The following is a 21,135-nucleotide window of genomic DNA, read 5'->3' as shown; positions in this document are numbered from 1 at the left end:
CGGACTCGGCAGATTCGCGCGGCCCCGCTCCGTGTCGCTGGTCAGCGGCCGGCGAGCAGCCGGTTCACCGCCGTGTCGACGTCCAGGTGCTCGGCCTCCCGGCCGCGCGGGACGACGACGTAGGTCCGCCGCAGGAAGCGCACCAGCACGCTGCGCGGCACCTCGAACAGGGCGTTGCCGTCGGGCGACGACAGCGCCAGCGCGACGAAGTCGCCGCGCGGGGTGGCCCACGGCCAGACCCGCACATCGCCGATGCCGGCCGGTTCGTCGAGCCCGGTGACCAGCAGTTCGCGAGCGAACGACCAGCTCACCGCCTCGCCACCGGCCGATTCGGCGTGGAACAGGACATGGACCGCATACGGGTCAGCAGGGTCGTAGCGCAGACTGGCGCGCACCGGCAATGCGGTGGCGTCAGGCGCGACTAGCCTTAGCGACGTCTCGACCTCAACGGTCGTCGGTCGGATGACACTCATGGACGTTCTCCCCCCGGCACCGCGTGCGGAACGCGCGTGTCCCGCTTTTCCCATACTCAGCCGCTGCTCCTGGCTACGCTCCGCCATACGCTGACTTCACCCAGTGGTGGGAGAGGGTTCGGAAAGGCCGCGAGAATGTGAAAATTCATCTAGGATTTCCGGTTCTGCCCAGTGCGTTGATCCCGCCCGGTCATCGGGTGGCTCAGTCGTCGACTTACTCCGGTAACGTCCAGTCGGCCGTTGCAGTGACGGTCCCGCGCCACACTGGGCGTGAAATGATCGATGAGCGATCCTCAGTGGATCAGCTGGCGAGGCGGGGCCCGTCGAACGGCGCGGCCCGCAGAGCCGAACAGCGGGGGTGCGGGGTGCCGAAGGAACAGCGCGACCGGCACGGTCGGTCAGTGGTCGACCACGAACCGGCTGACAATCGCCGCACCGGCCGCAACGAACGTGGCTTCAGCGACGGGAATAGCCCCGCCGGACGGGGAAATCCTCACCGCATGTGCAACGAGCGAACCGAGACGGACCGTGCCAGCGACGGCCCGGGAGCTGCCGCCGTGCCCGGGCGGCCCCGCTGGCGGCAGCGCCTCTCCACCACCCTCGCGCTGGTCCGCGCCAACCCCACCGGCCGCCTCGCCCTCAGAGTCGTCATCGGGGTCCTCGGCGCCCTCGTGGTCACCATCGGCATCGTGCTCATCCCACTGCCCGGCCCCGGCTGGCTCCTGGTGATCTTCGGCCTCGGCATCTGGGCCGTCGAGTTCCACTGGGCCAAACGCCTGCTCGCCTTCACCCGCCGCCACGTCTACGGCTGGACAGCATGGGTGAAACGACAGTCACTCGCCCTACGCCTGGTGATCGGCTCCGTCGGCCTCGTCTTCGTCGGCGCGATCGCCCTAATCTCGATCAAGTACAGCCTCGGCATCGACGTGATCGCCCAGGTCCTGCGCTACCTCGCCACGAACTGACCCCGGGTTCGCGGGCCGGGCGCAGGATCGGGTAGAGTCATGCGCGCTGAGGGCGATTAGCTCAGCGGGAGAGCGCTTCGTTCACACCGAAGAGGTCACTGGTTCGATCCCAGTATCGCCCACAAGTCCCCAGGTGCCCCCTGTCCGCAGAATGCGCGGACTTGGGGGCCTTGTCATTTCTGCTCCGGGGGCCGAGCCCCCGGATACCCCGCGGTGCGGTGGTTGCGGTGTGTCGATCCGCGCAGGCTGTCGCGTTGAGGTTGTGCGGGTGCGTTGGGCGTCGGGCGTTGTGGACGGTGATCGGCTTCGTTGTCGAGCGGGTCTGCCAGGAGCGCTGGAAGTTGCGTGGCTTGATGGGTGTGCCGTAGCGGGTGGTGAACACCAGGTCGTTGTCGTGCCACGCCTTACCGGCGGCTGCCCGTCCCTCGTCGCGCTGCTCGTTCCTCAGCTTGAGTACGGCCAGGCAGATGTCGGGCAGCGGGAGGGTGGCGTCGGATGCCTGGGTCTTGGTGTCGCGGTGCAGGAGCTTTCCGCGTACGCGTTGCAGTTGCCGGCCGATGGTCAGCTCTCCGGCGTCGAGGTCGACGTCGGCCCAGGTGAGGCCGAGGGCTTCGCCTTTGCGTAGGCCGGTGACGAGGACCAGGGCGTCCGCGGCGTAGAGCGGGTCGGCGTCGGCGCGGGCGGATTCGAGGAAGCGGCGTGCTTCGTCGCTGGACCAGGACTTGCCGCGTCAACGGCGGACGGTGGCGAGGGTGACCGGGACGGCCGGATTCTTGGTGATGAGGTCTTCGGCCTGGGCGTGGGTGAGGGCGGCGCGGATGTCGCTGACCGTGCGCGTCGACGGAACGGCCTGGCAGCACCGGCCGACCGCGCAGCAGCGTCGCTTCTCCTTGCGGCGGGCGGCGTCCTTGCCCGGGGCGCAGCACTGGCAGGTGCGGGCCACCTGGTTGAGCCAGGTCTGCACGTCCCGCGCCTGGAGCCGGTCGAGCCGTTTGGCCCCGAGGCCGGGGGAGAGGTAACGGCGGACGAACGTCTCGTAGGTGGCGTAGGTGAGCGGCGCCCGGTTCGGCTCGATGATCTCGGTCAGCCAGTAGGCGAGGAAGCTGCCCACGGTCGGCACGCTGGTCGCCACCGGTCCGGCCCTGGCCTGCTGGTGCAGTTTGATCCACTTGTCGTGGACGGCCTCGCGGGTCTTGTCGTAGACGTACTTGCGGGTGCGTTTCCCTTCGGGCTTGGTGACCCAGACATACGCGGCGAAGCCGTTGCGGTACGGGAAGATCGAGCCTTCGCCGTTGGCGCGGGCACGGGCGGGCATCAGGCGGCCTCCTGCCGGTCGATCTGCTCGCGGATGTAGTCGTCGACCCACTCGGGCAGGATGCGGCGGTACTTGCCGTCCTTGATGGAGCGCAGTTCGCCGGTGGCGATCTTCATCTTGACCTTGGAGATGCCGAAGCCGAGCAGGACGGCGACCTCGGCGGGGGAGTACCACCGTGGGGTGAGGGGTCGGGTCACGCTGCTACCCCCGACCACAGCTCGTGGGCGAGTTCCTCCCGGCCGACGCGGCGGCGTTCCCGGTGCTGGGCGGCGGCGGTGTTGGCGAGCAGCGCGTCTCCGTCGGTGAGCCACCCGGAGCCGACGAAGGCCAGGGTGCCGACGCTGACGGAGCCGTCATCGGCGCGGCGGTAGGTGGCGCGGGTGTCTCGGAGCAGTCCGAACGTGACCGAGTACCGGCGGGCCTTGGTGAGGAAGTGACCGCCGTAGCCGAGCATGTGCGCCCACCGTCGCAGCCCGGCGTAGGGATGGTGTGTGGTGTCAAGGTCGCCTTGACGGTCCTCGGTCTGGGCGGCGGTGTCGCTGGTGCGGTGCCGGGTGGGGCGGCCGAGTCGCCAGCAGGCGTCGATGAGCCGGGCCAGGTGGTCGCCCTCCGGGTCGGCGCAGGCGTCGACGGTGCCCGGGGTGAGCCGGGTGGAGCAGTGGCCGGTGACCTCGGTGGCCTTGGTGGCGTACTTGGCCAGGTAGGCGGCCACCCTGGCGTCGGTCACGTCCCCGTCGCCGGTGCCGATGCGGCGCACGTCGACCTGCTCACCCCAGGCGATCGGCCAGCCCTGCGGCCGGTCGGGATGCGGTGGGGTGGCGAAGACGATCTGCCGGGCGGCGGCGTGTACGGCGGTGTCGAGGTCGTCCACGGTGATCCCGGCCGGTGGCGGGACCAGGGCGTGCCGGTCACCGGGATCGACCCCGTCGAGACGCAGCAGGACGTGGAAGTGCACCGCGCCCCGGCGCTGCATTTCGGCGACCTTCCCGTGCGACACCCGCACCGGCGGCACCCGCCGTATCCGGCCCGCGTCGGGGACGACCTCGACCCTCGGAACGCCTCGTCGGCGGCAGAGGGCGGCAAGGTGCCGCTCGATGGCCTGTTTGGTGCGTCGCCACAGCTCACCGGCGTAGACGTTCCAGACGACCTGGTGGTCGTGGTCGTAGCAGTCCAGGCAGAGCGGCCGACCGAGCTGCGGATCGGCACCGTCGTGACGGGCGAAGCAGGCCCCGGGCCGCCCGTGCGGGCAGGTGACGGCGTCACGGCGGGCGTGGCATGGGGCCGGTCGGCAGTCGCAGCGCCGCCGGTCGGCACAGGTGTGCAGGGGTACGTGCCGGTGGTGGACCGGGCCGAACGACGGCGCGGTGAAGGTGGCAAAGACGACCGGGTGCCGGGCCACCGTGGCGGGGACTGTCTTGCCGCCGGTCAGGCCACAGCGGACGACCTGGAAGGCATCACCGGCGTAGACCCAGGAGCAGTCCGCGCACTGAGCGGCACGCCGGTTGCCGCACGCCTTGTAGAGCACCCGATCGGGCAACTCGTCGGTGTGCTGCTCGCCCAGGACCCGCCCGGTGTCCCGGTCGACGGCGGTCATGGTGCCGGTCAGCCGGACCGGACGGGCACAACCCCCGGCAGTCCGGGTGTGCTCCAACCAGCCGAAGTAGTCGGGGGTGGCGGCCCGGTGCAGTGCCTGGGCGTCACGACCGGCGGCGACGCCGGGACGGTGCAGGGTGGACACGATCTCTCCTCAGGGCGGGTGGCAGGGACGGGCGACGAACCACCACCGATCGCCGGAACGCCGTCCGTCGGTGGTGTTCGTGGTGTCTCCTGGCACCGCCGTGGAGGGCGGCTGACGCCGGAGGGCGGGTCTGGCTGACCGCCTTGAGGTGTGGTCCTTCCGGTTGCCGTGCTGGGTCAGGCCGGGACGGGTGGGGTGCCTGGAGGTCGGCATCCGGCGGGTCGCCGCAGGCGAGCCCCACCCGTCGAGGGAATGCGAATCCGGGCCATCGTGACGGCGGGAAGACCGTGCTGGGCCAGTCAGCGGATTCCGGGGCCGACATTCGCGGCCAGAGGTGATCGAGAACCGGCGGGAGCTGGCCCGCATCAGCGGCAGGAAGGCCGCTCAGTAACTCGGTGTTCGAGCCCAGAGATCCGGCAGGAAGGCCGCCCTGGCGTGCTCGACGACCGCCAGAGTAGCACCGGGTGCCGATGCGTCAACCCGTCGTGAACGTCGGTGCCGAACTGGTCCGGACCGGCTGCCGGCTGGTGTGGGAGGACTTTCTGTACGTCTATCAAGGCGGCCCTGGACGGGCCGCACGCGCCGCCGCCTGGGCGCGCGTCCGTCGCTCCGCTGGCGCTCCGACTCCGGCCACGCAACACGCCCGGCGGCTGGCGCGGAGAGCGGAAAGCCCGGTGGGCCGCCGTAGACGGGACGGGTGTGGAAGTGGTGGATGTTCGTCGCCGGCAGCCGGCCGCGCTGCGCCCGAGCGACGCGGCGCAGGGAAGGGCACGCCGGGTCCGCGCGGCAGGTGACGGGTGGCGAACCGGTCGCGGTTACCGCGCCTCCGGCGGGGGCGCTCGGGCTCCAGGATGGTCGGGGCTGCGTCGGCGGGTCGCGGTCCGTGGGTGGTTGCGCGGGCCATCCCGCCAGCCGACGACCCGGGCGAGCCGAGCAGACCACCGCCCGACCCGCCAGCGTCCGACCGTGCGTCAAGGTCCGCTTGACGTGGCGGGCCGGGCGGCGGCCCGCTCCCCAGGAGGGCCGGGTCGACGGCAGACGGGATGGCAACAGAAGCGAGGCGGAGTGTCGCGTCACGCTGAGCGGTTGATCGCTTCCAATCAGTAGGATTTGAGCATGTCATCGGCCACTCCGTGGATCCTTGCTATCACCACACCGATCGTCGCGGGGGTATTCGCCCTCGGAGGAGTACTCGTCACACGGCAGACCGCGCTTCAACAGGAGCGCCTCAGGCTTGACCGTGAGAAGGATTCGCGGTGGCTCGCCGACCGCCGCTCGATCTATGTCGAGTTCCTGTCGAGGGTCAACGACTGCATAAATCTGCTGTATCGCGCGAACGATGGCACGTACGAGAAGGCAGCCTTCCTCGCCGCGTCCTACGCTCTACACACCAGCAAGATGGCCCTCAACCTCATAGCCACGGAGCCAGTCAGGGGAGCCTCCAAGTCATTGCATAGCACGGTTGCCGAGCGTCTTTACTTCGTGATGTCGACAGATGGCCTGTTCGATGTGGACAGGGAACTTCCCGCCGACGTAGCACGACAACTGGACGGCTTTTTCGAGGCGGTCCGAGCAGAGTTGGGCGTGCAAGAGCGGTACGAGCATGGAGCGGTGCCCCGGCCGCGACGATGGCGACAGTGGCTTACTGGCCGGATCTTCACCGGCGCTGACTATTCCCACAGCCAGAAGCGCTGAAGTCCGGCGTGCGGCGATGAATCGGGCCAGCATTCCATAGTTCATACCCACGCTTGCGCTGGTCCAGCCGGCCCAGAAGTTCCTCTGGGATGGAGATGTCAAGCTCCGCCAGCGAGGTGGCAGCTGACGGAGTTTGGCATCCGTAGGAGCATCGGGACGGCACTACGCGGCGAGCAGGTGCGGGGTGAAACATTGCCTCCAGCACGGATGCGCCCGGTGGCGACACCGCCGTGATCATGCTCTCGGTGGTCTGGGGCGGCAGTTCTCTGCCCGGCGCGCATCCGGCCGGTAGCGCGTGCTCAGGCTCGGCGCGGATACTGGCGGGGTGGTGGAGAAGCAGGCGACGGAATTGACCCGGTGGACGATCCATGGCGAGCGGGTGGTGGACGACACTCGACGTGCGCGGCTGAGTATCGCCGAGGTGGAGTTGCCGGACGGGGTTCGCTTCGAGCAGTACGTGATTCGGGCTCCTCGGTCAGCCATGGTCGCCGTGCTCGACGATCGGGAGCGCCTGCTGTTGATGCGGAGGCATCGGTTCGTGTTCGACCGGTGGGTGTGGGAGTTGCCCGGTGGCTACGTCGACGATGACGAGCAGCCGGCGCAGTGCGCGGTGCGGGAGGTCGAGGAGGAGACCGGCTGGCGGCCCCAGGAGGTCGAGCCGCTCCGGTCCTTTCAACCCTGGGTTGGCACCGCCGACGCCGAGAATCTGCTGTTCCTGGCCCGGCAGGCTGAGCACATCGGTGTCCCTGTGGACGTGAACGAGGCCGAGCAGGTCGCCTGGATCCCGCTCGACGAGGCGTACGAGCTGGTGTCTCGGGGTGAGATCGTCGGTGCTGGCACGGTGATCGCGGTGTTGGAGCTGGTTGCGCGTAAGGCCCGGGGAGAGCTGTAGGTGTCAGCGACGGGGGCCGAGGGTGGCGTCGATGCGGCCGGTGAAGTGCCGGACGGCGGGTAGCCGCCGGTGCGGGGCGAGGTGTGTTTGCAGCTCGCGCAGGTAGCGGACGGCTCTGGCTGAACGTAGCTGAGTGGTCAGGGTCAGGGCTTCCGCGCCGATGGTGCAGGCCCGTTCGGGTTCGCCCTGCCGGGCGTGGACGCTGGCGAGCAGGGCGAGGTTGAAGGCCCTGCCGCGCACGTATCGGTTGTCCATCCGTAGCGATCGGGCGGCGAATCGTTCGGCGTGGGTGTTGTGGCCAAGGGTGTGGAAGCAGTGGCCGAACTTGGCCGACAGGTACGCCTCGTCGAAGTAGCTGAGCCACTGCGGGTCGGTGCTGCGATCGGCTCGGTCGAGGGCCTGTTCTGCCTGGTGTAGGGCGGCGGCGCAGGCTCGTCCGTCGTTGGCCTTGGCCAGGGCGTGGGCCTCCATGACGTGGGCTTCGGCGGTCAGGACAAGAAGGCCGGCGCGGCGGGCGGTCTGCCTGGCGGCGCGGGCGAGGTCGAGGCCGGTGGCGGTGTGGCCGAGGTAGGTGGCCTGGTGGCTCATGGCGGCGAGGATCTCCGCGCCGAGGCCGTCGTCTGCGGCAGCGTGGGCGAAGTCCAAAGCGAGGGTGAGGTACCGCTGGGCGATGCCGTGCTCGGCGGTGTCGTACGCCTGCCAGCCAGCGAGTTGGGCCAGTTCGGCGGCGGCGCTGAGCAGTCGTTGGCCGGTGGGGTGGTTGTAGCGGCCGTTGGTGAGCAGTGGGGTTACCTCCTGGTGGAGGTAGCGGGCGACGGTGTCGCGAGCGTGGCCGCCGCCGTACTGGTTGTCCAACTGGCGGTAGGTCACGGTCATCGCGCGGATGGTGTCAATCTCCGGTTGACCGACCGTGCTGCGGCCTGGCTGGGTCACCGGGGCCGGGTCGGGTGCGGTGAACCAGCGCAGCGCCGGCAGGGTGTAGCCGGCGGAGCTGAAGGCCACCTGCCGGAGTACGTCTCGACGGTTCACGTCACCTCGCCAAAGCTCTGCGGCACTATGTACGTCCTCCTGCCAGGTCCGGATGCCCGGCGGCTCGCTGGGAGTGCGCCGGCCGGGGTCGGTTGGTGGTACGGCCTGTTTTGGTGCCAGGCCCAATGTGGTTCGCGCATGGTCGGGCATCCGGCATCCGTCGGCGATCCGTTCCAGGACCTCGATCGAAGTGACCTTGCGTCCGGCCATGATCCGACTGACATAGCCCTGCTCCAGCCCGACGGCGGCGCCGATCCGGCTCTGACTTGCCCCGGTGAGACTCGTGATCCAGCGGAACAGCCCGCCGATGTCACGGGCCGCCAGTGCGGCCAGCACCTCACCGTGCGACCACGCATCGTCCGAAATTCGCAGCGGATCGAGCAGCACGGCAGCTCCCAGCGTCGCGTTCCGACTACTCAAGGTGTTCAGGTCGACAGCCTAGAGCGATCCGTTCGCGCTGGTCGACCCGTCCCATGTCACCGTGACATGACCGCTGGCCATGGAACGGCTCGCCGCCGAACGGGATGGTCGGCGCATGTCCTTCGATATCGACGATCCGCCCGTGGAACCGCCCGACGAGTGCCGGCACCGCCTACTGTGGCGACTGGCCCGTGCCCTCTGGGAAACCCACCGACCCGGCAGCTCCAGCTTCTGCGTGGCCACCGGCACCTGGCATGAGAATCAGCCCGGACCCTGCCAACCGGCCCGACTCGCCCAGGAGGGGATGCGTACTGCCTGCGGTGAGCCCGCCCCGACCTCGCCACCCTGGATCACGGTTACCCGGGAGCGCTTGGCGGTGGGCGACATCGACCCCAGGGACGCCGTCACCGAAGCCCTCTGGCATCATCGCCACACTCCCAGGGCAGGGCGGTGACCGATGGGATTCCAGCATGCCCGCTACGCCCGGGTGGCTGACCGGCTGCCGGAGTTGCTGGCCGACGTCGAGCGCGCCCATGCGGCGGACCGGGTGGCGGGTCGGGGGCCGCTCGTGGAGGCGTACCGGATCACCGCGTCGTTGTTGGTGAAGCTGGGTGCGCCGGACCTGGCGTGGCTGGCTGCCGCCCGCTGCGGGGACGAGGCGGCGGTGGCCGATCTGCTCGACGAGGCGGCAGTGCTGGCCGTCCAGGTCGGTGACGGGCATGACCACCATCGCACCGGGTTCGGGCCGACGGCGGTGCAGACGGCCCGGTGGCCGCAGCGGTGGAGTTGGGCGACGGAGGAGACGCGGTGGCCTGGCACGAGAAGGTGACCGACCGGGACGGCTGGCGGTGGCTGCCCGTGGAGCACAGGGCCGCGCACCTGATCGACGCCGCCCGCGCGTACCTGCGAACGGATGATCCGATCAGTGCCGGCCGGGCGCTGATGGGGGCCGCCCGCGTGGCGCCGGCCGAGATCCGACACCGTCCGGCGGGCCGGGACGTACTCGCTCAGGTCGTCCGCGACGCCACCGCCCCGCCGACGCTCGTGCACCTCCCGCCACCGCGTTGACCTTCGCCCGGCGGCATGAGCCGGTGTGGTCCTGACAGCGCTGGCGTCTGACGGATAGGCTGGTGAGGTAGGCCTGAGTGCGGTTTAGGTGCGGCAACCGAGCACTGCGGCTGATCGACGCCCCGACGGCTGCCTGGAGTGACGCGATGAAGCTTGGCCATGTCATCTACAAGGTGAACGACCTCGATCGGGCGGTCGAGGAGTACACCGCCAAGGGCTTCACGGTGGAGTACGGGAAGGCGAAAAACTCCTCCAATGCGCTGATCTACTTCGCCGAGGGGCCCTATTTCGAACTGCTCGGGTCGACGGGGATGCCTGGGTTTGCCAAGCAAGTTTTCAGGCTCTTCGGGAAGGGCGCCTTCATCGACCGGCTGGATGCTTGGGATCGGGCGGAGGAAGGCCTCATCGGACTGGCCCTCGAGAATGACAGGCTGGACATCGAACAGGAACAGAAGATTCTCGATGAGGCGAAGTTGACCTACCTCAAGGGTAGGTCGGGCAGGACCGACCCGAAGGGCCGAAGGATCCGTTTCCGTGGCATCTTCCCGGACGACATGCAGCTTCCGGTGTTGAGCAGCACCTTCAACGTGGACGTGCGCCCTCCGGAGGGATACGTGCACCCCAATGGCATCAAGGGAATCAAGGGCGTCGCCTTCGGCACCCGGCAAGAGCTCATTCCTGTCATCCGCAGGCTGTGCGACGACGAAGGGCTGACCCTGTTCGAGGGGAAAGGTGTCAAAGACGTCGAGTTCGAGTACGCGGCCAAGCCTGCTGATCCGGAGACGTGACCTACGGCGTGTTTGGCTGGCCAGGTGCTTGTGGGCGGGCGGCTTGACGCGCAGCTGCGCCGGGCGTCGTGGACGGTGACCGGCGTCGTTTTAGTCGGTGCCGCGGGCGATGATGGCTTCTTGATGTCCTCACAAGAACAAGATCAACAGGTGGCTGCCTCCATGACAGACACCACCCCCACCGCGTCCCAGCAGGTCAAGCTGCTAATGGCGGCTGCCGTACGAGGAGTCCCCTGTTCGAGACAGGTCAGATCCACCTGCGAACCCGGCGTGCGTATTCTCGGTAGGCGGGTCCGAACGTCGCCAGCATGCGCCGCTCTTCGAACGGGATGTAGTGCCACTGCGCCGAGAGGAAGAACACGATTGGCCCGAGCACGGTGGCGATCTCTGTGAGAGTGAGACATCAGCCCGCGACGTTCCCACAGGTGCAGGGTGGAGACCGGGACACCGGTGCGCCGCACGACTTCGCCGATGTCGATGTGTGTGGACATCCCATGATGGTCACAGACGAGTCCCGCATCCGGTCAGCGCCCGCCGGATACTGACGGCGGGCGGGAGGATCGGGCCGACACTACCTGGCGGAAGCGGGCCCAGGCGGGGAGTGAAGGTGCCCCGGCTGGAGGCGGCCGAGCCCTACGTCACCGATGAGGCTCCGGCTGGAACGCCACGTCGGTGACGTCGGCGACCAGTTCGGTGAAGTCGGTGCCGTACGCGGCCGGCTCGATGATGCGCAGTACCAGCGCGAACGGTCGGTCGGCGCCGTAGGTGCGGGCGAGTTCCGGGTGATGCGTGGTCAGGTAGCGGGCGGCGGCGAGGTTGCTGCCGGCGGTCAGGCCACCGATGAAGAAGACCGGGCGTCCACCGACCGGCCCCCAGAACCGGGCGAGCAGGACATAGCTGATCTCCGGGCTGCCGACGTACTCGGTGCCGCCGACCGTGAACGACCTCCGACGCTTCTCCTCGTCGAAGATCTCGTACGTCACGCCGCGCAGGATCGCGCGTAGGTGCGTGACGCTGCGCGGGCTCGCACCGCCGGGGCCACCGACGCAGAACTCGGTCAGCCGGCCGATCTCCCCGGTCGGCTGGTCCTCGCCGACCCGGTCCGCGTGCGCTCCGCACTCCCGGGCGATGGTCGCCAACTCCACCAGCGCGGCGACGTCGCGGCGGTGGACGCTGAACTCACGCGGCGACGACGCGTGCCGGGACACCACCAGGAGGCAGCTCGCTCCGGCGGCCAGGCCAAAGAAGGACCGTGCCCGGTTCAGCTTGCGTCGACGTAACAGGAACCCCGAGAGCCAGACGGCCGTACCGGCGATGACGCTCGCCAGCAGATTGATCATAAGGTCACCCACGCCATCATGATGTCCGATGCCGTCAGCTACCAGTTCGGCGCGGCGTCGAACGTGTCCGGGAATGCCGGGGAGCCGTCAGATACCGGCTTGACCAGTCCGGTCCGCACACCTGCCAGCCCCGGCGGCGTGATCCTCCGACACGCCGGGGCGTCGACCTCCGTCAGGTCCGCGAGGGCGGGGGCCTGGGGCGAGTGTGCAATCTATGCCGTCGAGGACCACGGCGAGTTTGTCCGCGAACCAGTTGATCGGCGCTGCGGTGATCGCGGCTCGCATCGCGGCGTGGATCTGACTGCGTTCGGCTGGGGTGGCAGCGTGTTCGGCTGGCTCGGGTGGTGGCGTGTGTGTCCATAGTTCGTGCAGGTGGCCGCGGTCCGGCCCGGCGTCGCGGACCACGGTGTCGAGGTGCTCGACACCGCGTCGGTTGTCGTTGACCAGGTCGAAGACGATGTCGCAGGCCAGCACGGCGTTCTCCGCGGTGAAGCCCTGGCGCATCAACATCGCGCAGAGGTCGTCCACGAGCCGCATCGCTGCCAGTGGAAGGTTCCCCGGTACGGCAGCGGTGGCCGCACCGGGGTATGCCGCCCAGGCGTGCCAGAGCGTGAGCGCGTACGCCCTGAGCACCTCCCGCCATGGTGCGTCCAGTGAGGGCCACCGCGTCTGCTCGATCACATGGTCCAGGGTGATGCGGATCAGTTCGTCGCGGTCCGGTGCATGGCGGAACAGGGTGGACTCGCCGACGCCGAGACGTCTACGGACTGCGGCGAAGGTGAGGTTCGGGAAGCCGACGTCGATGACCGCGCGAGCGATCGTCTCGCGGGATACCGATGGTGGCCGGCCCCGCCGCCTGGGCGTTCTCGTCACGTGTGTCGCCCGTTCAGGACGAGCCGGTGTGAGGCGTCGCCCCAGCCGCCAGCCGCCATCCGCGGATGCTGGATCGCTCGTGCCAGAACGCGGCGTACCGCCCGCCCTGTGCGAGGAGGTCGTCGTGGCTGCCGCGTTCGGCGATGCGTCCGTGGTCGTTGAGCACGATGATCTGGTCGGCGTTGACGACGGTGCTGAGTCTGTGGGCGATGACGATGAGAGTGGCGTGCTCGCGGAGAGTTTCGAGAGAGCGTTGCAAGTACCGTTCGTTCTCCGGGTCGAGAGCGGCGGTCGCCTCGTCGAGTAGCACGATCGGTGCGCGCTTGAGGATCGCACGGGCGACCGAGACGCGTTGACGTTCGCCACCGGACAGGGCGCTTCCGGCCTCCCCGACACGGGTGTTCCAGCCGGCGGGAAGGCGGTCGGCGATCTCGGTGACCCCGGCCAGGTGTGCGGCTTCGTCGATCTCCGCCTCCGTCGCGTCCGGGCGGCCGAGGCGGATGTTCTCGCGCAGCGTGTCGTCGAAGAGGTAGACGTCCTGGAAGACCAGGGCGAGTTGAGCCATGTGGTCCTCGGCTGTCTGGTCGCGTACGTCGACGCCGCCGACGCGGACCGTGCCGGCGTCGACGTCGTAGAACCGGGCGATGAGCCGGATGATCGTGGTCTTGCCGGATCCGGATGGCCCGACGAGTGCGGTCATGGTGCGCGGCGGCACGGTGAGGCTGAGATCCTTGAGCAGGGGTGTTCCGGGAACGTAGCCGAAATCGACGTGGTCGAACTCGACTGTGCCAGCGGCGGACACGGCGGCCGCCTGGGACGGCTCGGGTAGCGGCCGGGTGTCCATGATGCCCTGTATGCGGGTCAGTTCGCCACGGACCTGGCGAAGCGCGCCCCCGTACTCACCGATCTCCATCAGCGGCTGGACGAACCGCGTGGCCACTCCGAGGAGGGCAAGCAGATCGATGCCGCTCAGTTCGCCGCCGAGTGCGAGGACGGCGGCGAGGACGACGAGGCCGGTGAACACCAACTGGACAGCCAGGCCATTGAGCGCGAGCCCGAGGACCGACTCGACCATGGTGCGCCGTGCCACCGTCTGCTGAACCTTGATGGCATCGCGCAGCGGTGCGTATCCGGTGTCGGACGTACGGCCGAAGGCGCGGAGCACCGGTTGGCAGCGGGCGAACTCGATGACCCGCTCGCTGGACTCGGCGGCGGCCCTGTGTGTGGCGTGTTCGCTCTTTGCGATGAAGCTGCTCGCGATGCGTGCCGCCAGCGCGATCAGCGGTGCCGCGACGAGCAGGGCCACGCCGATCCGCCAGTCGAAGAAGAACATCGAAACGGTCACCGAGGCGGGGGCCGCCATGCCGATCACGACCGGAGTCATCAGGTGGGCGGCGGCACTTCCGGCGGCCATCGTGCCCTTGGAGGCGACCTGGGCGACGCTGCCGGTCTTGCCGGCGAACCAGCCGATCGGGAGCGTGACGAGATGGTCTCCGATGTTCAGATGCATCGTGCGCAGGACGACCAGTGCCACGCCGAAGGCGCGCATCGCCTGGACATAGTGCGCGATCCCGCAGCCGATCACCGCGATCGCGAGGACGCCGATCCATCGCCAGGTGGCCGCCCAGTCGCCGTCGGCGAGACTGCGGGCGATCGGGACGAGCAGGCTCACCGCGAATCCCTGGAGGACGCCGTAGACGCTCGCCCACACCAGGAACCGGGTGTACTCGCGCTGATGCTCCGGTCCGAGGACGCGGCGTAGCTGGCGGATCATCGGTGGTCTCCCTCTCCGGCCACGGCCGAGTACGCGCCCTCCTGGTGGGCACGCCACATCCGCGCGTACGTCCCGTTGGCGGCGAGCAACTCCTCGTGTGTGCCGGTCTCGGCGATGCGGCCGCGGTCGAGGACGACGATCTGGTCGGCGGCGACGATCGAGGAGAGCCGGTGGGCGATCACCAGCAACGTGCGACCGCCGACCAACTGTGCGAGCGCGGTCTGGATGCGGGACTCGGACTCCGGGTCGGCGAAGGCGGTCGCCTCGTCGAGTACCAGAATCGGCGGATCGGCGAGGATCGCCCGGGCGATCGAGACCCGCTGCGCCTCTCCTCCGGACAGCAGGGCGTCCTCGCCGACGACGGAGTCGTAACCACGGGGGAGAGCGAGGATTCGATCGTCTATCTGGGCCAGCCGCGCGGCGTCACGCACCTCGTCGTGGGTTGCCTCGGGACGTGCCAGCCGGATGTTGTCGGCGATCGTCGCGTGCAACAGTTGCACGTCCTGGAGGACGAAACCGACGTGCTGGTAGAGCTCGCCAATGGCGATGTCCCGCACGTCCACGCCGCCGAGGGAGACACTGCCCTCGTCGACGTCATGGAATCGGGCCACCAGCGTCGCCAGGGTCGTCTTTCCGGACCCGGACGGGCCGACCAGCGCGGTGACCGTCCCGGCGGGCAGGGTCAGGTCGACATCCTCCAGGACCCGGTGTCGCCCGTCGTAGCTGAACCCGACGCCCTCGAAACGCACCTCCGCCGACACCGGCGAGCGTGGCTCGGCCGGCTCGGGCAACACGGGGGTGGTGAGCAGGTCGGTGATGCGCCTGGCCGCAGCGGCCGCCTCCCGGCGGGCCTGCATGCTGAAACTCACCGTCATGATCGCCGCTGGCAGCGACATCGCCACCAGCGCGGCGGTCACCACGTCGACGACGCCGACCCATCCCGCGCGTACGAACCAGGTGCCGAAGGCCAGGTTCACCAGCAGCACGGCCGGTGCGGAGATCGGGATCGTCGCAAGAGCGTCGGTGCGCAACATGGGCCGTACCCACGCGCCGTAGGCGTCACCGAACTCCGTCGCGGCCCTGCGGTAGGCGGCGTGAGCACGACCGGCCTGCCCGAAGGTCTTCACCACCGAGATCCCGGAGACGAACTCGACGATCGTCGCGCTGATCCGCGCGATCCCCTGGTTCATCTCCAGCATCTTCGCGGTCATCCCGCGAGCCATCACCGCGTACGCCACCAGGTAGATCGGAATGGTCGCGATCCCCGCGAGCGCCAGTCGCCAGTCCAGCACGAAGAGGTACGCCAGCCCGGCCAGCGGCACCGCTATCGCCGCGGTGGTCTCGACCGCCCCGTGGGCGACGAGGTAGTGGATGTCGTTGATGTCGTTCTGGGTCGCCTTGCGCACCAGCCCCGACGAGTTCCGGGTGAACCAACCCAGGGGCACCCGGCCCAGTCGCTCCACGATGCGCGTGCGGATGATGCCCTGGAGGCGGGCGTCGGCGAAGTGCGTCACCGACAAGGCGGCACCACTCAGCACCATGCGAGCCAGCAGCGCCACCACGACGGCGACGGAGATCCACCAGACCCTCGCCTGATCGACCTGGCCATCGGCGAGGAAGGTCTTTGCCAACTCGGCGATCGCGACGTAGGGAGCAATCGTCGCGATGGAGCCGAACACCTGGAGAACCACGCCGAGGATGATCGACGGCCGAGCCGGCGACAGAAGCTCCGACAGCGCCTGCGACGACGCCCGAGCCTCCGCCCTGGCGTCCGCCTCCGTCGGCGGAGCCGACACCGCCGACAGCGCGGGCGCTGTCTCCACATCCGTGCTCACCGTCGTGGTCATCAACCCCTCCAAACTCGGTTAGGCTAACCTAACCGAGTTTCGGGTGTCTACCCCCATAAAAGAGGTCTGCCGAGGCCGTGGCGGTGTGGCTCTACGCCCTCGCGGTGGCTCCTCGGTCACCGGCGATAGCCGCGGATGGCCAGCGGTGCGAAAACGACCGTCAGGCCGACCGCCCAGGCCAGTGTCCCCAGCGCCGGCCCGCCCGGCGAGCCGTCGCCGTGCGCCAGCGCCCGCATCGCCTCGACCATGAGTGACACCGGGTTCACCGCCGCGATGGGCTGGGCCCACCCCGGCAGGTCCTCCAGCGTGACCATTCCGGTGGACAGGAACGACAGGACGAGGAAGGCGCCGCTGAGGGATGCGCTGACCGACTCTGCGCTGCGCGCACGCACGGCCACGGAGAGTACCAGCCACACGAGGCCGGCCGAGAACACCAGCGGCAGGAGGAAGAACCCCGCGATCGATACCGGATCGGTGGTGAACCGGAAACCGATGATCGTCCCCACCGCGACCACCACGAGCATCGTCAGCAGGTTGCGTACGGCCTCGGCGGCGATCCGGCCGACGAGCGGCGCCGCTGCGGCGACCGGCATGGTGCGGATCCGTGCATCGAACCCGGACTGTAGGTCGGAGACGCTCGCGGCGCCGGTGGCCAGGGTCGAGTAGAGAACACCCATCACCGCGAACAGGGGAAGGGCGAAGTTGACGTACGCACGGTAGCCCTGTCCCGGCAGCACGATGGTGGCGAAGCTCGCCGTCATCAGCAAAAGCAGAATCACCGGTAGAGCCACTGCCATGAACAGTACGATCGGGAAGCGCAGCGTGACCCGCAGCGTCCGGCCGGTCATGACCAGGCTGTCGCGCAGTAGTGCGGCCCTCGGCGGACCGGAGTCTGTCGTGGTCATATCGACCTTCCCATCGCGCGGGTACCGAGGACGAGGCCCAGGACCGTCAGGGCGGCCAGCCAGAGCCCGGCGAACAGCAGTGGGCGAGCCACAGCCACGCCAGTGTCGGCCAGGGCTCGGGAAGCGTCGAGGACCCGGCTGACCGGCTGGTGTTCGACCACCGGGCACAGCCAGGCCGGGAAGGCTGACGCCGGCGCGAATGCGCTGGACAGTAGCAGGAACGGAAAGTACACGAGGTTGACCGCCGGCTGCACGGCCTCGACCCGGCGCAGCGCCAGCCCCATGGCGATGAAACACGTGCACAGCGCAGCCGCGAATGCCAGGAGGAGCACCACGAACCCAGCGGTGGCCAGGAAGGAACCGCGGAACCGGAATCCCAGCGCCAGTGCGAGCGGAACGAGGACCACCATCGACACTGCCGCCCGGGTGACAGCGGCCGTGAGCAGGCCGAGTATCGGGGCGGAGCGGTTCACCGGCATGGTCCGCAACCGTCGTAACGTCCCACCGGTCGTATCCTCGGCGGAGAGCACCGCGCTGGCCATGGCGGTGAAGAAGCACGCCTGCACGATGACCGCCGGGAGCAGGTAGAAGACGTAGTCGTAGCCGGCCCGCTCCATCACCCGTCCGAAGACGGTGAAGAACAGCAGCGCGAAGATCAGCGGAAACACCACGGCACCGAGGACCGAGGCCGGTCGGCGTGCCATCAGACGCAGGTGTCGTCCGGCGAGTACCACCGCATCGGCGCTCATCGGGCGGCCTGCGTCGGCTCGGTGACTCCGGGCGCCTCACCGGCACCGGTGAGGCGTAGAAAGACGTCGTCCAGGGTCGGACGACGCAGCCCGATATCCTCGATCTGGACGCCGGACAGGGCCTCACTCCGAGCGGCCTCGATCCGCTGGACCACGGCCACGAGTGTCTCCGGCCCGTCGGCGGGCAGACTGACGCCGTCGGAGAGGATACTCACCTCGCCCAGCGGGGCGAGGACGCCGCCGACCCGCTCGCGATCGGCGGCGTCAGGCAGCGTGATGTGACAGACCGAGCCACCGGCGCGGCGCTTGAGATCGGCTGCGGTGCCCTCGGCCACGACCCGGCCGTGGTCGATCACGGCGATCCGATCGGCCAGTTCGTCGGCCTCGGCGAGGTACTGCGTGGTGAGAAGGATGGTGATGCCGCTGTCCCGCAGGTGCCGCACGGTGTCCCACAACGCCATCCGGCTGCGCGGGTCCAGTCCGGTCGTCGGTTCGTCCAGGAACAGCACCACCGGCTCGCGGGTCAGTGATGCCGCGAGGTCCAGCCGCCGCCGCATCCCGCCCGAGTACGTCCCGGTCCGGCGGTCAGCGGCGTCGGCCAGATCGAAACGATCGAGCAGTTCCTTCGCGCGGGCGCGGGCCTGGGCCCGGTTCAGTTTCATCAACCGGCCGAACAGCACCAGGTTCTCCAGACCGGTGAGGTTGTCGTCGAGCGCGGCGAACTGGCCCGTCACCCCGATCACCTCCCGGACCCGGGCCGGTTCTGCCGCGACGTCGTGACCGGCGACCACCGCCCGGCCCGACTCGGCCGCCAGCAGGGTGGTGAAAACGTTGATGGCCGTGGTCTTGCCGGCGCCGTTCGGGCCGAGCAGCCCGAAGATCGTGCCCCCCTCGATGGTGAGCGACAACTCGTTCAGTGCGCGAACCTGACCGAAGGTCTTCACCAACCCCTCGGCTTCTACCACCGTCGTCATGAGTTCCCTCCCGTCCGGCATCCCAGCACCTTAGCTTAGGCAAACCTAATTAGCCGTGGCGCGTGGGTCCGGGACAGCGGAGAACCCGGCGTTGGTCGCCGCCGGTGTCGGCGGCGACCTGCCGGGTCGCCTGTGGTGCTGCGGGGGTCAGCCGTTGTCGATCAGACTGGCGATCTCGTTGTAGATCAGGTGCGCCTTCGCGCCCTGGTTGGACGGGCAGCCGCCGAGGTGGTGCAGGGCAATCACCCGGTGGCTGCTGTCCAGCACCGGCGAGCCCGAGTTGCCGCCGGAGGTGTCGCAGCTGTAGCTGATGTTCCAGGTGTTGTAGTTCGCGTTCCGGACGGTGCAGCGCGGGCCGTTCTGGGCGTTCTCGAAGATGGACAGGCGCTTCGGGCTGCCGTCACCGTGCCCGGGAATGTACATCTGGGTGCCGGTGGTGGTGGCGGTCGTCGCCAGGTAGAGCGTGCCGAAGCCCTGGATGGCGGCGAAGTTGTTCACCGAGTAGAGGGCGTAGTCGAGCTGGTTGGAGCCGCCGCTGCTCACCCGGTAGAGCGTGGCGCCGCTGACCTTGGTGCCGGGGCCGGGGTTCGCGCCGCCGCAGGTGGCGCACTGGTAGTTGAACTGCATCTCGCTGCCGCTGACCGCCGACTGCGTCGAGAAGCAGTGCTTGTTGGTCAGCATCCGGTTGGTGTTGCCGACCCGCCAGGTGGTGCACGACCCGCCGCCGCTGATCAGCAGTCGGGCCACCGCGTTGCCCCGGGCGAACTCGGTGGGGTGGCTGGTCCGGTAGCAGACCACGTCGCGGCGGGCGTCGGTGCTGCACACGGACTGGGTCGAGAAGTTGTGCGCGGCGATCTCGGTGCGGTCGTAGCCGCGCCAGAACTGGTCGATGGTGGCGGCGCTGCCCCGGTTGGCGCGGGTGCTGTGCAACGTCACCACGGCGGTGTCGCCCTCGACGGACATGGCCCAGAAGCCCGGCCGCCCGTCGGTGGTGTAGTCCGAGCCGGTGGCCCGGTTCAGGTGGCGGTCGTACCGGTGGCTCTCCCGGCCGTCGGGGCTGGCCACGGTGACGTACTCGCCGGGGCCGAGTCGCAGCGAGCTGAAGTGCACCTTGACGTAGGTGGCGCCGGGATGGTGGATGACCTGGGTCCGGCCGTCACGGGCGTACGACAGCGTGCCGGCCACGGTGCGCAGCTCGCCGACGGTCGTCACACCCTCGGCCACGAACTGCTCCGATTCGGGGGCGCGCTCGGACTGCGGCGCGAGAGGTGGCGCCGAGTACGCCTCGGCTGGTGCCGACAGCAGGCTCAGCCCGAGTGTGCAGGCGCTGAGCATGACCGCCAGCGTGCGCAGGCGGCGTGGGGCGTGTGTCATCGTCGCTCCTCCCAGGAGACCGGAACCTTAACGATTGCTCAGTCTTCATACACGAGCAGGATCGATGCATGCAAGATAATCGATGGACTTCGGGCGGTGGTGGGCCGACGTGACGGCCATTCGGTGGTCAGCAGGGCAACAACGCGAACCCGCCGTGCCGCCTTCGGTCACGCGACCAGGCCGGACAGATACTCCTTCCGGCGCTGCGGCGGAAACTTCTCGATCGCGTAGCGCAGCATGACCCGGGGCATGGCCCGGTAGTGCCGGGCCAGGAACTCCTCCTCCGCCGCCCGGTCCCGTTTGCCCACCTCGCGCAGCATCCAGCCGACCGCCTTGTGCACGAGGTCGTGCGGGTCGCGCAGGAGCCGTTCGGCGAGCCGGAACGTCCACGCGTGGTCGTCGGCCTTGATGAACGCGAGGGTGGCCATCACGGCGATCCGTCGGTCCCAGACCAGACGCGATCCGGCCAGCCGGTCCAGGACGTCGCGGTCCTTGTCGAGCAGCCACGGCCCGACGATGTACGGCGCGCAGGAGTCCACCAGGTCCCAGTTGTTCAGGTGGCCGGTGTGGGCCAGGACCAGCTCGACGATCCGGCCGCGTTCCCGCTCGTCGGCCTTGCCGAACTTCCGCACCAGGATGAAGACCGCCGTCAACCGCTCCTCGTGTACGTCGCCGGTCAGCAGTGTTGCCGTGTCGGCCAGGGACAGGTCGCGCCAGTACCGGCCGGCGACCCGGCGCTGCTGCGGCACGGTGACGCCGATGGCCCGGTCGCCCTCGCCGTAGCCGCCGGGAAACATCCGGAGGTACCGGCTCACACCGGTGGCGCGGGCCGGATCGGCGAGTCGGGCGAGTTCCTGACGGACGTCGGCGGTGGTGGCCATGACTCGGCAACCTACCGCGACCGGTACGCGCCACG

21 protein-coding genes, 1 tRNA gene and 1 pseudogene are annotated in these 21,135 nt (G+C 69.1%); 8 read left to right on the top strand and 15 right to left on the bottom strand.

Annotation, left to right across the window (positions count from 1 at the left end; all coding sequences use genetic code 11):
• Nucleotides 1–41 precede the first annotated feature (41 nt).
• Nucleotides 42–473 carry an SsgA family sporulation/cell division regulator gene (locus ID554_RS03615; RefSeq protein ID WP_007457244.1) on the bottom strand — a complete coding sequence of 144 codons (432 nt, stop codon included), beginning with the start codon at nt 471–473 and terminating at the stop codon, nt 42–44.
• Nucleotides 474–748: 275 nt separating this feature from the next.
• Here ID554_RS03615 and ID554_RS03610 point away from each other — a divergent pair, with 275 nt between their 5' ends.
• On the top strand, nt 749–1,438 hold the full coding sequence (locus tag ID554_RS03610) for a TIGR02611 family protein (RefSeq protein ID WP_411710941.1): 690 nt from the start codon (nt 749–751) through the stop codon (nt 1,436–1,438).
• Between the two features lie 50 nt (nt 1,439–1,488).
• A tRNA-Val gene (locus ID554_RS03605) sits at nt 1,489–1,560 on the top strand.
• Between the two features lie 155 nt (nt 1,561–1,715).
• Here the strand turns inward: ID554_RS03605 and ID554_RS32665 are convergent.
• The 3 genes and pseudogenes from ID554_RS32665 to ID554_RS03590 form a co-directional block, all read right to left on the bottom strand.
• A pseudogene (locus ID554_RS32665) lies at nt 1,716–2,753 on the bottom strand (tyrosine-type recombinase/integrase); the annotation flags it as partial.
• Nucleotides 2,753–2,950, bottom strand: coding sequence for an excisionase family DNA-binding protein (locus tag ID554_RS03595; RefSeq protein WP_091286483.1), 198 nt, complete (start codon nt 2,948–2,950; stop codon nt 2,753–2,755). The pseudogene ID554_RS32665 and the gene ID554_RS03595, both read right to left, overlap by 1 nt.
• Entirely contained in the window at nt 2,947–4,494 is a 1,548-nt protein-coding gene (locus ID554_RS03590; RefSeq protein ID WP_396888532.1) for a replication initiator, read from the bottom strand. The genes ID554_RS03595 and ID554_RS03590 overlap by 4 nt, the downstream gene beginning before the upstream one ends.
• Before the next feature lie 1,113 nt (nt 4,495–5,607).
• Between ID554_RS03590 and ID554_RS03585 the strand changes: the two genes are divergently transcribed.
• Both ID554_RS03585 and ID554_RS03580 read left to right on the top strand, forming a co-directional pair.
• Nucleotides 5,608–6,186 (top strand): hypothetical protein, encoded by a 579-nt coding sequence (locus ID554_RS03585; protein ID WP_117226501.1) that lies wholly within the window; start codon nt 5,608–5,610, stop codon nt 6,184–6,186.
• Between the two features lie 325 nt (nt 6,187–6,511).
• Complete coding sequence (locus ID554_RS03580) at nt 6,512–7,078, top strand: NUDIX hydrolase (protein ID WP_117226776.1); 567 nt, start codon at nt 6,512–6,514, stop codon at nt 7,076–7,078.
• A 3-nt stretch (nt 7,079–7,081) separates the two neighbouring features.
• On the opposite strand, the gene ID554_RS03575 is transcribed toward ID554_RS03580, so the two are convergent.
• Entirely contained in the window at nt 7,082–8,494 is a 1,413-nt protein-coding gene (locus ID554_RS03575; protein ID WP_117226500.1) for a helix-turn-helix domain-containing protein, read from the bottom strand.
• Between the two features lie 112 nt (nt 8,495–8,606).
• On the opposite strand from ID554_RS03575, the gene ID554_RS31320 reads away from it, so the two are divergent.
• The 4 genes from ID554_RS31320 to ID554_RS03560 all read left to right on the top strand — a co-directional run bounded on the left by ID554_RS31320 (nt 8,607) and on the right by ID554_RS03560 (nt 10,383).
• Complete coding sequence (locus ID554_RS31320; RefSeq protein WP_223884426.1) at nt 8,607–8,981, top strand: hypothetical protein; 375 nt, start codon at nt 8,607–8,609, stop codon at nt 8,979–8,981.
• Between the two features lie 3 nt (nt 8,982–8,984).
• Nucleotides 8,985–9,356, top strand: a complete 372-nt coding sequence (locus ID554_RS03570; protein WP_147333389.1) for a hypothetical protein — start codon at nt 8,985–8,987, stop codon at nt 9,354–9,356.
• Nucleotides 9,335–9,595, top strand: coding sequence for a hypothetical protein (locus tag ID554_RS03565; RefSeq protein WP_117226498.1), 261 nt, complete (start codon nt 9,335–9,337; stop codon nt 9,593–9,595). Before ID554_RS03570 ends, ID554_RS03565 begins: the two co-directional genes overlap by 22 nt.
• A 146-nt stretch (nt 9,596–9,741) precedes the next feature.
• Nucleotides 9,742–10,383, top strand: coding sequence for a VOC family protein (locus ID554_RS03560; protein WP_117226497.1), 642 nt, complete (start codon nt 9,742–9,744; stop codon nt 10,381–10,383).
• Nucleotides 10,384–10,526: 143 nt separating this feature from the next.
• Here the strand turns inward: ID554_RS03560 and ID554_RS32900 are convergent, their stop codons facing one another.
• The 10 genes from ID554_RS32900 to ID554_RS03510 all read right to left on the bottom strand — a co-directional run bounded on the left by ID554_RS32900 (nt 10,527) and on the right by ID554_RS03510 (nt 21,100).
• Complete coding sequence (locus ID554_RS32900; protein WP_199489132.1) at nt 10,527–10,874, bottom strand: MerR family transcriptional regulator; 348 nt, start codon at nt 10,872–10,874, stop codon at nt 10,527–10,529.
• Nucleotides 10,875–11,021: 147 nt separating this feature from the next.
• The gene (locus ID554_RS03550; protein ID WP_117226496.1) at nt 11,022–11,735 is read right to left on the bottom strand and encodes a hypothetical protein; all 714 of its coding nucleotides are present in this window, start codon (nt 11,733–11,735) and stop codon (nt 11,022–11,024) included.
• Nucleotides 11,736–11,810: 75 nt separating this feature from the next.
• Nucleotides 11,811–12,596, bottom strand: coding sequence for a TetR/AcrR family transcriptional regulator (locus ID554_RS03545; protein ID WP_117226495.1), 786 nt, complete (start codon nt 12,594–12,596; stop codon nt 11,811–11,813).
• A gap of 13 nt (nt 12,597–12,609) precedes the next feature.
• The gene (locus ID554_RS03540; protein ID WP_117226494.1) at nt 12,610–14,370 is read right to left on the bottom strand and encodes an ABC transporter ATP-binding protein; all 1,761 of its coding nucleotides are present in this window, start codon (nt 14,368–14,370) and stop codon (nt 12,610–12,612) included.
• Nucleotides 14,367–16,217, bottom strand: coding sequence for an ABC transporter ATP-binding protein (locus tag ID554_RS03535; protein ID WP_117226493.1), 1,851 nt, complete (start codon nt 16,215–16,217; stop codon nt 14,367–14,369). The genes ID554_RS03540 and ID554_RS03535 overlap by 4 nt, the downstream gene beginning before the upstream one ends.
• Before the next feature lie 116 nt (nt 16,218–16,333).
• A complete protein-coding gene (locus tag ID554_RS03530; RefSeq protein ID WP_199489131.1) occupies nt 16,334–17,065 on the bottom strand; it encodes an ABC transporter permease in 732 nt (243 codons plus the stop codon).
• Nucleotides 17,066–17,118: 53 nt separating this feature from the next.
• The gene (locus ID554_RS03525) at nt 17,119–17,871 is read right to left on the bottom strand and encodes an ABC transporter permease (RefSeq protein ID WP_117226491.1); all 753 of its coding nucleotides are present in this window, start codon (nt 17,869–17,871) and stop codon (nt 17,119–17,121) included.
• Nucleotides 17,868–18,845: an ATP-binding cassette domain-containing protein gene (locus tag ID554_RS03520; protein ID WP_117226490.1), complete on the bottom strand. Its 978-nt coding sequence runs from the start codon at nt 18,843–18,845 to the stop codon at nt 17,868–17,870. Before ID554_RS03520 ends, ID554_RS03525 begins: the two co-directional genes overlap by 4 nt.
• 147 nt (nt 18,846–18,992) lie before the next feature.
• Complete coding sequence (locus ID554_RS03515; protein WP_117226489.1) at nt 18,993–20,219, bottom strand: trypsin-like serine peptidase; 1,227 nt, start codon at nt 20,217–20,219, stop codon at nt 18,993–18,995.
• A gap of 167 nt (nt 20,220–20,386) precedes the next feature.
• On the bottom strand, nt 20,387–21,100 hold the full coding sequence (locus ID554_RS03510; RefSeq protein WP_117226488.1) for a DNA alkylation repair protein: 714 nt from the start codon (nt 21,098–21,100) through the stop codon (nt 20,387–20,389).
• Nucleotides 21,101–21,135 lie beyond the last annotated feature (35 nt).

This window comes from Micromonospora craniellae, assembly GCF_014764405.1.
Classification (GTDB): domain Bacteria; phylum Actinomycetota; class Actinomycetes; order Mycobacteriales; family Micromonosporaceae; genus Micromonospora; species Micromonospora craniellae.
Note: the sequence above shows the minus strand (reverse complement) of the source record. Positions and strands in the feature narration are given on the sequence as shown.